The organism is Metabacillus mangrovi, from assembly GCF_009711125.1.
Lineage (GTDB): Bacteria > Bacillota > Bacilli > Bacillales > Bacillaceae > Metabacillus_B > Metabacillus_B mangrovi.
On record NZ_WMIB01000001.1, the window covers coordinates 437,568 to 451,542 of the forward strand.

Below are 13,975 nucleotides of genomic sequence, written 5' to 3' on the forward strand. Positions count from 1 at the left end.
TCATTTGAAGGGCGGCTCTTGTTTAAGTTTGTTTTCATCGTCCCTTTTCATACGGCACATTCTCTGTATGTATTCCCCGTTATGAAGGTTCTTTCAATTTAATAGTACCATATTTTCAGAAAATTTGATTCTTATTTTGCTTCTTCTATTGTCTGGCTGAACTTTTCAAAAAAGAGATCCGCTTCCTCCTGGACAGGCTCTTCACCGCCATCCGGAAGCGGAGGCAGATCATCCAGAGATTTCAGACCGAAATGTTCCAAAAACTCATCGGTTGTACCATATAAAATCGCTCTTCCCGTCCCTTCAGCTCTTCCGACTTCTTTAATCAGTGCTTTTGAGACGAGGGTCTGAAGCGGGCGTTCGGTTTTAACGCCTCTTATTTCTTCAATTTCAAGCCTTGTGAGAGGCTGTCTGTAGGCAATAATCGCCAGTGTTTCAAGGGCGGCCTGTGAAAGGGATTGATTCCCCGGTGATTCTACCAGTTTTTTGAGATAAGGGGCGTGCTCTTTTTTAGTAGTCAGCTGGTAAACGCCTGCGACCTCGGTCATGACAATTCCGCGGTCCTGGTGCTGGTAGCCCGCTTCCAAGTCACTGAGTATGTACCGGACTGTATGTTCCTCGGCTTCCAGGGCATTCATGAGCTGCTTTAAAGAAAGCCCCTCGTCGCCTGCAGCAAACAGCAGTGCTTCTGTGATGGACTTCCACTTGATGATTTCTGTCAATTGCTTTTTCCACTCCCTGTTATATATAAATCCTGAAAATTGCCTTCCTGCTGGATTGTTATTTTCTGTGATTTCATCAATTCCAGAACGGCGAGGAATGTAACGACGAGATATTCCTTTGAGGCTTCAGGAAAAAGATCCGTAAAGTTGCAGCGGCCGGTCCGGGATGCCAGATCTGCCAATATTTCATTCATTCTCTTTTCAATCGGGATCTCCTGGCGGGCAATTTTTGTCTGCAGCGGCTTTTGAAGCTTCTTTCTTCTCATTACCTTCTGAAATGCGCTGAGCATATCGTAAACCGAAATATCGAGCGGTGCTTTGTCAGGCATAGGCTCCTGTGCATACTCACTCAAATCACTCGGCGCTTTTGTATACACGAGTGCCCTCTCTTCTTCACGGGTTTTCAGCTCTCCTGCCGCTTCTTTGTACCTGCGGTAATCAATGAGCCTTCTCATCAGCTCATCACGCGGATCTTCCTCCTGCTCCAGGTTCAGTTCCTCATCAAAAAGCTCTTCCTCCTGCTTCGGAAGCAGCATTTTGCTTTTGATGGAAAGCAGAGTCGCTGCCATGACAAGGTACTCTGATGCCACATCGAGCTGCAGTTCCTTCATTGTATGAATATACAAAAGGTATTGCTCGGTAATCTGGGACACCGGGATATCATATATGTCAATTTCCAATCGGTTAATTAAGTGCAGAAGCAGGTCAAGCGGACCTTCAAATGCATCTATCTTCACTTGATATTCCAAACGTAAACTCACCAACATCCTTCTTTAAACTGGGCTATCCTTTAGTATAGAACAATGTGAACGGGAGTCCAATACAATTTTGCCTCACCGGCAGAAGGATTTTTTCCGGAAACCGGGCGGATGCCCAGACAAATGAGGCTGTTGCACATATGATACGAATGAAAACAGCATGATTTTGAAGGAGGGCAATCAAATGGGTGATGGTGGTTTCGGATACGGCGGAGGCTTTGCTCTGATCGTTGTACTTTTCATTTTGCTGATTATTGTCGGAGCAGCTTGGCTCTACTAAGAAAAGCCGGAAAGCGCCATACAGGGCGCTTTCTTTTTTATGAAGGCTCTTGTTCAGAAGACCTCTGTCGAACTTAGCTGTTGATGTTCGCTCAACGCTCCAATCAGCAGGTGTAAAAAATCAGCACGATGATTAAACAAAGCTCCAATCGGCATAATGCGCTAAAACAGCCTTTCCGCTGCACAGCAGCATTTCCTTTTTGGCCTGAAAGGCGATGTGATACAATCTGAATAACTGATCATTGGAGTGTGAAAAGATGTATCCAGATCCTTATATTGATTTTCTGATCCATTTTCACGGAGACCGTGACTATTTTGAGTGCCATGAAATTCTCGAGGAATACTGGAAAGAAGCACCGGCAGAAGAGCGGGATCCGGTTTGGGTCTGTCTGATCCAGATCGCTGTAAGCCTGTACCATCAGAGGCGGGGGAACTTTAAAGGAGCAGAGCGTCTCCTTGCAGGTTCTTTAAAGTTTATGACCGGGAATCCCGGGCGGATTGGAAAATTAGGGCTGCATGAAAATCGGCTAAGCACCGTTCTGTCTGAACGCCTGCAGGATATCCGGTCCGGAAAGCCTTATGAAAGCATGGATTTGCCGCTGGCCGATCAAGCCTTGGAGAATGCCTGCAAAAACGGAGCGGAAGAAAAAGGCATGGTCTGGCTCTCAGACAGTGATTTACAAAACCACGAGCTCGTTCACCGCCATATGCTTCGCGACCGGAGCGGGGTCATCGAAGAACGGCTGAGCCAGCTTGCTTCAAAGAAAAAGAATACATAAAAAGCAGAGGATGGCATCCTCTGCTTCTTTATTGTGAGCTGCCGGTTTCCCGGCATTTTTCAAAAAATGATTCTGTATGCTCGTTCGGAATGATTGTCTTATTACTGTAGATGTCCTTTAACGCAAAGACCATCTTTTTTCCGATTCCCTGTTGACGGTAAGACGGGTTCACGCTCACGTGCTGAATTTCCACTTCTTCATTCTCTTTCAGAAGAACGCCGAGTGCACCGATAATATCCTCTTCTTCTTTCCAAAGAAACAGCTGCCAGTCTTTCTCTGTTTCATAGGCTTTAATGGTTTGCTGAAGAGTTTTCAGTTCTTTTTCTGCAGGCATAAAGGAAAGCAGTCCCATCGCAATCTTCTCAAAGCTTTTCTTAAAGCGAATTAGCATAAGTACCCCTCAATTAGCGAATTGGCTCTGTTTAGAGCAATAGAGCAATACGGAATAAATAATGACTCCACATAACATTATAAACAGAAGTCACCGCTTTTTAAACACTTTTCGGTCAAATTAGCCGAATGCCTTTAGAAGATTAGCCATTTCAATCGCGGACACAGCGGCCTCCCAGCCCTTGTTTCCAGCTTTTGTACCTGCTCTCTCAATCGCCTGTTCAATGGTTTCTGTCGTCAGAACCCCAAAAATAACCGGTACGCCCGTCGCAGCGGATGCGTTGGCCACCCCTTTAGCTGCTTCACTGCATACATAATCGTAGTGAGTCGTGGACCCCCGGATCACGGTACCGAGTGTGATGACTGCATCATACTTGCCGGATTCAGCCATTTTCTTCGCGATAAGCGGAAGCTCGAACGCACCCGGAACCCAGGCGATTTCTACATTTTCTTCCTCTGCACCGTGCCTTTTCAGTGCATCCTGAGCGCCGCCAAGCAGTTTGCTTGTAATGAATTCATTAAAACGGCCAACTACGATCCCAATTCTTAACCCTGATGCGACTAAATTGCCTTCATATACTTTTGTCATTTTTTCCGCCTCCGTTTTGATATACTGTTTTCCGTCCCGGATCTTTTCACCTTAAAAGTTAAGCAGGTGCCCGAGCTTTTGATGTTTCGTTTTTAAGTATTTTTCGTTTTCGTCTTGATGCGGCATCTGGATTGGAACGCGGTCCGCGATCTTCAGGCCGTAACCCTCCAGCCCCTTAATTTTTTTCGGGTTATTTGTAAGCAGGCGCAGCTCTTTCAGCCCCAGATCTTTCAGGATTTGTGCGCCAATCCCGTAGTCTCTTAGATCTGCACCGAAGCCGAGCTTTTCATTCGCTTCGACCGTATCGTAGCCTTCTTCCTGAAGCTTATAGGCCCGTAATTTATTCAGCAGGCCGATCCCTCTGCCTTCCTGTCTCATATACAGCAGAATCCCGCTTCCTTCTTCCTCAATCTGCGCCAGAGCGGCATGCAGCTGCGGGCCGCAGTCACATCGGCAGGAGCCGAATACATCGCCGGTCAGGCATTCAGAGTGAACTCTCACAAGCACCGGGCTTTCCGGGTCAATCGTACCCTTCACGAGAGCGACATGCTCTTTGCCGTCAAGCAGATTGGAATACCCGATCGCTTTGAAGTTCCCGTATTCAGTAGGGAGCTTGATTTCCACTTCTCTTTGTACAAGCTTATCTGCGCGATTCCGGTACATGATCAAGTCCTCGATGGAAATAATTTTCAAGTCCATCGCTTCAGCAAGCTCAATCAGTTCCGGCAGACGGGCCATCGTTCCATCCCCGCTCATGATCTCGCAAATTACGCCGACCGGTTCGGAACCGCAAAGCTTCGCAAGATCAACCGCTGCTTCTGTATGACCGGCTCTTCTTAAAACTCCGCCTTCTTTTGCCACAAGCGGGAACACATGACCGGGACGCTTGAAATCCTGGGCAGCAGCATTCCGGTCCAGAAAAGCCTGTATCGTTTCAGAGCGCTCATATGCGCTGATCCCGGTTGTCGTCGTCTTATAGTCCACACTCACAGTAAATGCCGTTCCGTGCGGATCTGTATTGCGGTCGACCATCGGCTTCAGATTCAGCCTGTCAGCAAGCTCCTCTGTCATCGGTGTGCAGATGAGCCCCTTTCCGTGAGTAGCCATAAAGTTGATGACTTCAGGCGATGCCTTTTCTCCAAGCGCGATAAAATCCCCTTCATTTTCACGGTCTTCGTCGTCCACTACTATGACCGGTTTCCCAAGCTTCAAATCTTCAAGTGCTTCTTCGATTGAATGAAACATTCCATCAGCCTCCAGTCACATCAGCATTTATTTAAAACCATTCATTTCAAGAAACGCTTCGGTCATTCCGGAACCCTGTCCCTGAGCTTCACCGGCTTTCATAAATTTACGAACATATTTCCCGATCATATCGCATTCCAGGTTCACCAGATCTCCTGCCTTTTTCGAACCAAGCACAGTCTGGGATAAGGTGTGGGGAATGATGGAAACCTGGATGAAGCCGTCATTGAGCCCGAAAATGGTCAGGCTGATTCCATCGATTGCAATAGAGCCCTTCTTCACAAGGGTATCTGTGATTGTGTGATCCGTCACGATATCAAAATATATGGCATTCTGATCCTTTTTAATGGATTTGATCGAGCCGGTGCCGTCTATGTGGCCGCTCACCATATGACCGCCAAACCGCCCGCCTGCCGCCATCGCTCTTTCAAGGTTCACCGGCGTTCCGCGTTTCCAGTTTTTAATGCTGGATGCGTTCACGGTCTCTGGCATCACATCTACAGTAAAATGAGTACGGGTAAAGCGGGTCACCGTGAGGCAGACTCCGTTTACTGAAATACTGTCCCCGAGTTTCACATCTTCGAGAACCTCAGAAGCTTTTATCGTATAAGCCATCATGTTTCCGGATGATTCGATTCTTTCTACTGTACCGATTTCTTCTACAAGTCCTGTAAACATCTACCCGGTCTCCTTCCGCACTGCAGTAAGCTTTAGATCACTGCCGAGCCATTCACTGCCCGTGAACCGCAAATCTGTTGCTTCTTCCATCAATGAAAATCCCGGTCCGCCGGCAACAGTCAGGCTTTCTCTTCCGCCGAGCAGTTTTGGGGCAAGATACAAAACCATTTCATTAAAGCAGCCTTCTTTGATAAAAGAGCCATGAATCTCTGATCCTCCTTCAGCGAGGATGGAAGTTACCCCATTCGTACCGAGTACTTGAAGCACTTCTGCAAGAGACCTGCCGGATCCCATCCTGATCAGCCTTACCCCTTTTTCCTTAAGAGCGGAAGCATGTGCGCCTTCAGGATCGGCTTCAGTTACAATCCACGTATCAGCAAGTCCATCCTGTACGACTTTTGCATCCAGTGGGGTTCTCAGGCTCCTGTCCAGAATGATCCGGATTGGCTGCTTTTTCGGATGATCCAGCCTGCAAGTCAGACTCGGATCATCATAGAGAACTGTATTGACCCCAACCAGGATGGCATCATGAGTTTCCCGCAAACGGTGAACATCTCTTCTGGCAGACTCTCCTGTTATCCATTTGCTGTCCATCGTTTTGGAAGCAGTTTTGCCATCCAGTGTAGCAGCTGATTTTAACGTCACGTACGGGAGGCCGGTTTGTATGAAATGGAAGAAAAAGCGGTTTAATGCGGCTGCCTCCTCTTCCATCAAGCCTGTCACAACCTCGATCCCCGCCTGTCTCAACCGCTCAGCTCCGTTTCCTGCTACAAGCGGATTTGGATCGAGCACAGCGATCACCGCTCTTTTGATTCCGGCTTCCACTAAAAGCTCTGCACATGGCGGCGTTCTCCCGTGATGGCTGCATGGCTCGAGCGTTACAAATACATCCGCTCCTTTTGCCTCAGCACCGGCCATCCGGATTGCGTGAACCTCTGCATGGGGTTCCCCTGCTTTTAAATGGACTCCAACACCCGCAACCTTCCCATCCTTCACAACGACTGCCCCCACATGAGGATTAGGAGAAGTCTGCCCGATTCCCTGGCTTGCGAGGTCCAGTGCAAGCTTCATATAGTCCTGATCCTGCACTTCCACCCCTCCTTTATAGACAAAAATACAAAAAAGCCCCGGAGAATTTTCCGGAGCTTGGATAAGTCACGAAGGCATATCAAATAAGAGTACAGCAACCCGGTTTTTCCGAATTTGCAATACCCGCCTGAAAACGCACGTTCGATCCTTCTCCCATCCAGACTTTAACTGTCGGCTCCAGAATTTCACTGGATCCACCGCTGGCAATTGCCACCGGGTCACGGACTTTGGGATGCATCATCCCATCACCGCCGGTAGGGAATTTCACCCTGCCCCGAAGGATATTATGCAATTGTCTTGAACCCATTTTATCTTTTTAAAAGAATTTTTGCAATTTTATCGATTATTATCCTTTAAATCCTTTCTTTCACCATGCAAAAAAAAGCTCCTCAGAGGAGCTTTTTTATTATTTGCTGATAAACTGCTGGGTCCAGTAATTCCCATCCTTAACATATCCGACACCGATATGCGTATAGGAGGATTGAAGAATGTTGGCGCGGTGGCCCGGGCTGTTCATCCACGCTTTCATCACTTCTTCTGGTGTTTTCTGGCCTTGTGCGATGTTTTCACCGGCCGTTTTATATGTAACCCCGAAATTTTTCATCATGTTGAATGGTGAGCCGTATACAGGACTGTTATGATCAAAATACCGGTTGTCATGCATATCCTGTGACTTGTACTTTGCTACTCTGGCAAGCTCCCAATCTGAAGCTAAAGGCTTTACCCCTGCTTTTGCTCTCTCTTTATTTACGAGCTGGACAACCTGCTGTTCGGCAGCAGACTCGGCATTGCCCGGAATGTTGATTTTCTGGCCCGGCGCAATCCGGTCAGGGTTTTTCAGCTGAGGATTTGCCTGAATCATCTCAGACAATCCTGTCTTCGTCTTAACAGAGATCTTCCAAAGAGTATCTCCCTTCACGACGGTATATGTACTTGCAGCAGAAGCGGCGCCGGGCACGATGAGACTGATTGCCAGAGCAGCAGATACGGCTTTCTTAAACATATGAATCCCTCCAGATAATGTTTTGCACAATCCAATAGACTGCTATTTTATTAAAGAGGATTCTGAAAACTTTATCTATAATAAAAATTTGGGAATGGAGGGAGAAAACGCTTGTTGGAGGGATTCGTATAACCGGAGAAGTTTCCATACCTGAGGCGTTTGTTCATACTCGGGGAGGTTTCGCAAATATCCTGGTGAATTTCGCTGATATATCGAGATTATCGCAAATATAGCGGGTGCACATGCCCCCCCGTCCAATACAAGTAAAATCAGTCTAAAATAAAAAAACTGCCGGGTTTCCGGCAGTTTTTCCTGCATTATGCGTCGAATACTTCTACTTTTTCCATAACATCGCCGTTTTTCATTGCTTTAGCTGCAGCAATGTTGGATGTAACGATGCCGAAAACAGTGTGAACACCGTTCAAGTGAGGCTGGGGCTCATGGACGATGAAGAACTGGCTGCCGCCTGTGTTTTTGCCGGCATGCGCCATAGACAGGCTGCCTTCTTCATGTCTGTGAGGGTTTCCTTCTGTTTCGCAATCGATGGAGTAGCCTGGACCACCCGCTCCGGTTCCCGTAGGATCTCCGCCTTGTGAAACGAAGCCCGGAATCACGCGGTGGAAGTTAACACCGTTATAGAAGCCTTCGTTTGCAAGCTTTTCAAAGTTCGCAACTGTGTTCGGAGCTTCGTTCGGGAAAAGATCAAATTCGATTTTTTCTCCGTTTTTCATAAGTATGTATCCTTTTTTAGCCATTGTAAGCATCTCCTTTAATTCAAATTCACACCATTATACCATATCTGCCTTCATTCGTTAAAAAGAAGCACCTTTATGATTGTGTTGCTTTTTACATAATGTCTGCGAAACTTTCCTCCGTCCTCTGCCGTCTAACAGTTTTAAGGTGCGGTTTTTCCCCCGCATCCGGTCATTTGGCATAATTTATGCTATGACACTTATAAAAAAGCGGCTATAATGGTGTGGTGGCCCGCGAGATTTGTCACCTTTAAAGGAGGGTATTCACTTGAAGAAAGCAGTTGCCGCGATGATTGCAGCGTGCATGATTGCCATTCCCCAGATTGGACTGGCAGACGCAGCAGTCGGTGATGTTATCGTAACACTCGGAGAAAACTTAACTCCACAGCAGAAAGAAACCGTTTTGCAGGATTTGAATGCACCTGAAAATGCACAGACGGTTACGGTATCAAACGAGGAAGAACACAAATATCTTGGCCAATATATTCCGAAAAGCCAGATTGGAACAAAAGCCTTATCCTCCTCATCCATTACGATTGAAAAGTCCGGTTCCGGCCTTGAGGTCCAAACCAAAAACATTACGGCCATCACAGATGAAATGTATTTGAACGCCTTAATGACAGCAGGTGTTAAAGATGCGACCGTCCAGGTTACAGCACCGTTTGAAGTTTCCGGAACAGCAGCATTGACCGGTTTGATCAAAGCCTATGAAGTCAGCTCCGATCAAGTTATACCGGAAGACGTGAAGCAGGTGGCAAACGAAGAGCTTGTTACCACTTCTGAACTCGGCCAAAAGCACGGAGAGGAAAACGCTGCAGCACTGATGGCGAAAGTTAAGGAACAAGTTGCCCAAAACGGAGTGCCGGCGAACGATGAAGAACTGAGAACGATGATCGAAAACGCTGCAAAAGAGCTGGGAATCACCCTTACCGAGGAAGAAATCAACAGCCTGATTTCCCTGTTCAACAAAATGAAAGACGCAAACATTGACTGGAATCAGGTAAGCCAGCAGCTGGACCAGGCAAAAGAAAAAATCACGAAATTTATCGAATCTGAAGAAGGCCAGAACTTTATTGATCAAGTCATCCAATTTTTTGCGGCCATCTGGAATGCCATCGTTTCTCTATTTAACGGCGGCGGACAGAATGCTGCAGGCCTTAAATAATTAATCAAACAGATTGCTGCCCCCGAATTGTTGTGATTCGGGGGTTTTTTTGTCCTAAGGATCCGTTAAAAAGGACAGCCGGTATAATTTTCTCTGAAGTCGTTTTAGAGGTGGACCTTTTACGTGCCAATCCAGTCCGTTTTCGTGCCGGCTGGACCCTTTTTCGTGCCGAAACACTTCTATTACGTGCCGTCCTCATGCATTCACGTGCCAAACTTTTTTCACGTGCCGATCCAGTCCGTTCTCGTGCCGGCTGAACTCTTTTTCGTGCCCGAACCCTTCTTTTACATGCCAGCCTGATGCATTTACGTGCCAAACTTTTTTTACGTGCCGATCCAGTCCGTTCTCGTGCCGGCTGGACGCTTTTATGTGCCGGAACCGTTCTTTTACGTGCCGTCCTCATGCATTCACGTGCCAAACTTTTTTTACGTGCCGATCCAGTCCGTTCTCGTGCCGGCTGGACGCTTTTATGTGCCGGAACACTTCTATTACGTGCCGTCCTCATGCATTCACGTGCCAAACTTTTTTTTCGTGCCGATCCAGTATGTTCTCGTGCCGGCTGAACTCTTTTTCGTGCCCGAACCGTTCTTTTACGTGCCAGCCTGATGCATTTACGTGCCAAACTTTTTTTTCGTGCCGATCCAGTCCGTTCTCGTGCCGGCTGGACGCTTTTATGTGCCGGAACCGTTCTTTTACGTGCCAGCCTGATGCATTTAGGTGCCAAACTTTTTTTACGTGCCGATCCAGTATGTTCTCGTGCCGGCTGGACCCTTTTTCGTGCCGGAACCCTTCTTTTACGTGCCAGCCTGATGCATTTACGTGCCAAACTTTTTTTACGTGCCGATCCAGTATGTTCTCTTGCCGGCTGGACCCTTTTATGTGCCAATCCAGGCCGTTTCCATTCTCCCCCCGTCCCTGCCGATCTAAATCACCCGCTCCCCCACAAAAATCAAAACCCCCGAGTCACAAGGATTCGGGGGTTTACCGTTATCTGACTTTTGCTTTCAGCGGAAGATCCAGTTTCAGCATATCTTCGTATGTTTCCCTTTTGATGACGAGCTGCGCTTCTCCGTTTTCTGCAAATACGACCGGCGGTCTTGCGATGCGGTTGTAGTTGTTGGCCATGGAGTATCCGTAGGCACCTGTACAGAATACAGCGAGGATGTCACCTGCAGCTGTTTCGGGAAGTTCGATGTCCCAAAGCAGCATATCTCCGCTTTCGCAGCACTTCCCTGCAATGGAGACTTCTTTGTTGCAGGCATCGTTCATCCGGTTTGCGAGGGCCGCTTCGTATTTAGCCTGATAGAGGGCCGGCCGGATGTTGTCGCTCATACCGCCGTCGACGGCGATGTATTCCCTGATGTTCGGGACTTCTTTGCGGGAACCGATTGTGTACAGGGTTGTTCCTGCATCCCCTACCAGTGAGCGGCCCGGCTCAATCCAAATTTCAGGTAGATTGATTCCGAGCAGCTGCGATTGCGTTTTGACAGCCTGAATCATCTGTTCCACATAGGAAGCCGGATGAAGAGGTTCGTCTTCAGAAGTGTAGCGGATGCCGAATCCGCCGCCCAGATTGACGACTGTCGGGACGAAGCCGAATGACTCTTTCCATTCTTTAATTTTCTTGAAGATTTTTTCTGCTGCGAGGACAAAGCCGGCTCCGTCAAAAATCTGGGAGCCGATGTGGCAATGCACACCAAGCAGATGAAAGCCTTTATCTCCAAGCACCATTTCGATTGCTCGCTCGATCTGGCCGTTCTGCAGGTCAAAGCCAAATTTGGAATCTTCCTGGCCTGTTGTTATGTAATCGTGGGTGTGGGCTTCTACTCCCGGAGTGACGCGCAGGAGGACCGGTACTGACTGATTGGCTTCTTTTGCAATACCAGAGATGAGATGGATTTCATAGAAGTTGTCAATGACGATGCATCCAATTCCCGCTTCGAGTGCAAGCTTCAGCTCTTCTTCGCTTTTATTGTTTCCGTGAAAATGAATTTTCTCAGGCGGAAATCCTGCTTTCAGAGCTGTGTAAAGTTCACCGGCGGATACGACATCCAGTGAAAGGCCTTCCTCTTCAACAAGCTGAAACATGGCTACTGAGGAAAACGCTTTGCTCGCGTAAGCAACCTGGGCTTTTACATTTTCATTTTGAAAAGCCTGTTTAAACTGCCGGGCTCTTTTACGGATCAGTTCTACATCGTATACGTAAACCGGTGTGCCATATTGCGAGACGATATCTGCTGTGTCCACCCCGCCAATTTCGAGGTGTCCTGCCTGATTAATTCTGCTTGTGCCATGGAGATACACGTTACATTCCCTCTTTCTGTGTGCTTTGAGGTAATTCATTGAACCTGGCAGCTGCAGTCTCAAGCTGTCTGTCAGCCACATGAGATATAAGAAAAAGCAGCCAACAACATGCGGTTATTAACTGCTTTCTTTGGATAATTAAACATACATTATCACAAGTAATGCCAGGTTTCAATCATCATTTTTATTTACGCTGCCGGAAAATGTCCTGAGGGTGGACAATGCTCGGACGCAGTTTCGCTCCCGGTACAGATGTCCGGATCACAATCTGCTTGAACGCTGCTGGATTAAAAGGCAGAAGCGGCCACAGGTAAGGAGTGTTAAGTGTTCTTGTTGAAGCGAGGTAAAGGATAAAAGCAGTTACGCCTATCACAAACCCCTTCACATGGAAAATTGCTGTAACAGCAAGCAGCAGCAGTCTGACGATTTTGTTCGCGACACTCAGTTCATAGCTTGGCGTTGTAAAACTGCCGATCGCTGCAATGGATACATAAAGGATGACTTCCGGGACGAACAGCCCTACGTCTATCGCAATCTGCCCGATCAGTACAGCGGCTATGAGTCCCATCGCCGTTGAAAGGGCTGTCGGGGTGTGTATCGCGGCCATTCTCAAAAATTCAATCCCGAAGTCAGCTAGGAAGATCTGTGCGACAGCCGGAATATTCGTCTGTTCATTTGGACCGATAAATGAGAGGCTTTTCGGCAGCAGAGACGGTTCAAGGATAAACAAAAACCAGAATGGGAGCAAAAAGGTGGATGACAGAATTCCAAGGAAACGCACCCAGCGCAGAAAGGTTCCGATTGCAGGAGCCTGGCGGTATTCTTCTGCGTGCTGTACATGATGGAACAGCGTCGTCGGGGTGATAATGACACTTGGTGAGGTGTCCACAATAATGATGACATGGCCTTCAACAATGTGATTGGCCGCAACATCCGCTCTTTCGGTATAGCGGACCATCGGGAACGGGTTGAACCCCTGTTTGACGAGAAACTCTTCTACTGTTTTATCACCCATTGTAATTCCGTCAACCTTTATTTCCTTTAATTCCTTTTTGATCAAGTCCACTAAGTCCTTGCTGGCTATGTCTTCAATATAGGCTACACATACATCGGTCTTTGACCGCTCCCCCACTTTCATCAATTCATAGCGGAGACGCTCATCTCGCACCCTTCTGCGAATTAGAGCGGTATTGACTATGATGTTCTCAACGAAACCGTCTCTTGCTCCACGCACCACTTTTTCCGTATCCGGCTCTTCAGGATTGCGTCCGGGATAGCTTCTTACATCTACGACAAGTGCGTAGTTTGCATCTTCCATCATGATGGCAACGAGACCCGATAGGACCTCTGTTACCGCCTTTTGGATGGTCATAACTTTCATGACCTGCTGGTGGACGAGACGATTTTCGATAATTTCCTTAAACTTGTCTATGTCCTGGCCGCTGTCATTGACTTCAGCGAGAGCAGAAAGGATTAAAATGAGATACTGCGAATCGCAAAGGCCCGTTACATAATAAAGGTGGACCCCTTTGCCCATTACCGTAAATTTGCGAACCCCGAGGTCAAAACTCGTTCCCATCCCAACACGGTCTTTGAAGTACTTTTCGTTTTCGTAAAGCTTTGGTGAAATAGGGGATTCATTCTTTACGTTTGCCGACATGCATTCCATTCCTTTCCAATATGATCTCTGCTGCTTTCATCGTTATAGGCGCGCCGTTTCTGGCATCATCTCTTCTGGCCATTTTTCCAATGTCGCCGATTCCTACGATGACAGGCACGTCCAGCAGATCCAGGCTGTATACCGTATCACCGGTAATTCTTCCATCCTCAAGCTCTTCTACCCCGCCTTTATCGACGCCATGACCGGTCAGCTGCCCTTCACGGTCGATGCAAACGTCAACCTTTGCCCAGTCCGGCTGCTTCGTTTTAGCTGCGACCGCGATAACACCCAGAACTTCAATGGAAGGGTGGCGCGCGACATGAAGCATCGCTTTTTCACCAGGACCTTCACCGGGCATTCCGCAATCATCGAATAAAACAAATACCGGATCATGCGGAGTTTGTAAGATCAGCCGGACAAGCTCCGCTCCGCTCAGCTTTGTCGGATTTCCCTGCGATTGGGAGATCCAGCGTCCGCCGATTTTTTCAGCCGTATACGCCACCGCTTTTGCAGCGTACACATCCCCATCCGTCACCAGTATGACCTTTCTTTTCATTTGCTT

16 protein-coding genes and 1 riboswitch are annotated in these 13,975 nt (G+C 47.7%); of the genes, 4 read left to right on the plus strand and 12 right to left on the minus strand.

Features of this window, described 5'->3' with window-relative positions; all coding sequences use genetic code 11:
- Positions 1-131: 131 nt before the first annotated feature.
- Together scpB and GKZ89_RS02340 are read right to left on the minus strand one after the other, a co-directional pair.
- A complete protein-coding gene (scpB, locus tag GKZ89_RS02335) occupies positions 132-722 on the minus strand; it encodes an SMC-Scp complex subunit ScpB (RefSeq protein WP_155110752.1) in 591 nt (196 codons plus the stop codon).
- The gene (locus tag GKZ89_RS02340) at positions 719-1,471 is read right to left on the minus strand and encodes a segregation/condensation protein A (RefSeq protein ID WP_430696672.1); all 753 of its coding nucleotides are present in this window, start codon (positions 1,469-1,471) and stop codon (positions 719-721) included. The genes scpB and GKZ89_RS02340 overlap by 4 nt, the downstream gene beginning before the upstream one ends.
- A 193-nt stretch (positions 1,472-1,664) precedes the next feature.
- Between GKZ89_RS02340 and GKZ89_RS02345 the strand changes: the two genes are divergently transcribed.
- Positions 1,665-1,760 carry a YjcZ family sporulation protein gene (locus GKZ89_RS02345; protein ID WP_155110754.1) on the plus strand — a complete coding sequence of 32 codons (96 nt, stop codon included), beginning with the start codon at positions 1,665-1,667 and terminating at the stop codon, positions 1,758-1,760.
- 256 nt (positions 1,761-2,016) lie between these two features.
- Positions 2,017-2,538, plus strand: a complete 522-nt coding sequence (locus tag GKZ89_RS02350; RefSeq protein WP_155110755.1) for a DUF309 domain-containing protein — start codon at positions 2,017-2,019, stop codon at positions 2,536-2,538.
- Positions 2,539-2,566: 28 nt separating this feature from the next.
- Here the strand turns inward: GKZ89_RS02350 and GKZ89_RS02355 are convergent, their stop codons facing one another.
- The 7 genes from GKZ89_RS02355 to GKZ89_RS02385 form a co-directional block, all read right to left on the minus strand.
- Positions 2,567-2,929 carry a GNAT family N-acetyltransferase gene (locus GKZ89_RS02355; RefSeq protein ID WP_155110756.1) on the minus strand — a complete coding sequence of 121 codons (363 nt, stop codon included), beginning with the start codon at positions 2,927-2,929 and terminating at the stop codon, positions 2,567-2,569.
- 120 nt (positions 2,930-3,049) lie between these two features.
- The gene (gene ribH / locus GKZ89_RS02360) at positions 3,050-3,517 is read right to left on the minus strand and encodes a 6,7-dimethyl-8-ribityllumazine synthase (protein WP_155110757.1); all 468 of its coding nucleotides are present in this window, start codon (positions 3,515-3,517) and stop codon (positions 3,050-3,052) included.
- Positions 3,518-3,568: 51 nt separating this feature from the next.
- Complete coding sequence (locus GKZ89_RS02365) at positions 3,569-4,762, minus strand: bifunctional 3,4-dihydroxy-2-butanone-4-phosphate synthase/GTP cyclohydrolase II (RefSeq protein ID WP_155110758.1); 1,194 nt, start codon at positions 4,760-4,762, stop codon at positions 3,569-3,571.
- Between the two features lie 27 nt (positions 4,763-4,789).
- Entirely contained in the window at positions 4,790-5,440 is a 651-nt protein-coding gene (ribE, locus tag GKZ89_RS02370; RefSeq protein WP_155110759.1) for a riboflavin synthase, read from the minus strand.
- A complete protein-coding gene (ribD, locus tag GKZ89_RS02375) occupies positions 5,441-6,529 on the minus strand; it encodes a bifunctional diaminohydroxyphosphoribosylaminopyrimidine deaminase/5-amino-6-(5-phosphoribosylamino)uracil reductase RibD (RefSeq protein WP_338324880.1) in 1,089 nt (362 codons plus the stop codon).
- A gap of 141 nt (positions 6,530-6,670) precedes the next feature.
- A riboswitch (FMN riboswitch) is annotated at positions 6,671-6,815 on the minus strand.
- Between the two features lie 120 nt (positions 6,816-6,935).
- Positions 6,936-7,532: a SafA/ExsA family spore coat assembly protein gene (safA, locus tag GKZ89_RS02380; RefSeq protein WP_155110760.1), complete on the minus strand. Its 597-nt coding sequence runs from the start codon at positions 7,530-7,532 to the stop codon at positions 6,936-6,938.
- 317 nt (positions 7,533-7,849) lie between these two features.
- Entirely contained in the window at positions 7,850-8,287 is a 438-nt protein-coding gene (locus GKZ89_RS02385; protein ID WP_155110761.1) for a peptidylprolyl isomerase, read from the minus strand.
- Positions 8,288-8,552: 265 nt separating this feature from the next.
- Here GKZ89_RS02385 and GKZ89_RS02390 point away from each other — a divergent pair, with 265 nt between their 5' ends.
- Both GKZ89_RS02390 and GKZ89_RS02395 read left to right on the plus strand, forming a co-directional pair.
- Positions 8,553-9,449, plus strand: coding sequence for a DUF1002 domain-containing protein (locus tag GKZ89_RS02390; protein WP_430696546.1), 897 nt, complete (start codon positions 8,553-8,555; stop codon positions 9,447-9,449).
- A gap of 309 nt (positions 9,450-9,758) precedes the next feature.
- Positions 9,759-10,055 carry a hypothetical protein gene (locus tag GKZ89_RS02395; RefSeq protein WP_155110762.1) on the plus strand — a complete coding sequence of 99 codons (297 nt, stop codon included), beginning with the start codon at positions 9,759-9,761 and terminating at the stop codon, positions 10,053-10,055.
- A 381-nt stretch (positions 10,056-10,436) separates the two neighbouring features.
- On the opposite strand, the gene lysA is transcribed toward GKZ89_RS02395, so the two are convergent.
- The 3 genes from lysA to spoVAEA all read right to left on the minus strand — a co-directional run bounded on the left by lysA (position 10,437) and on the right by spoVAEA (position 13,969).
- The gene (lysA, locus tag GKZ89_RS02400) at positions 10,437-11,753 is read right to left on the minus strand and encodes a diaminopimelate decarboxylase (protein WP_162356378.1); all 1,317 of its coding nucleotides are present in this window, start codon (positions 11,751-11,753) and stop codon (positions 10,437-10,439) included.
- 184 nt (positions 11,754-11,937) lie between these two features.
- On the minus strand, positions 11,938-13,413 hold the full coding sequence (locus tag GKZ89_RS02405) for a spore germination protein (RefSeq protein ID WP_155110764.1): 1,476 nt from the start codon (positions 13,411-13,413) through the stop codon (positions 11,938-11,940).
- On the minus strand, positions 13,391-13,969 hold the full coding sequence (gene spoVAEA / locus GKZ89_RS02410) for a stage V sporulation protein SpoVABEA (protein WP_155110765.1): 579 nt from the start codon (positions 13,967-13,969) through the stop codon (positions 13,391-13,393). Before spoVAEA ends, GKZ89_RS02405 begins: the two co-directional genes overlap by 23 nt.
- Positions 13,970-13,975 lie beyond the last annotated feature (6 nt).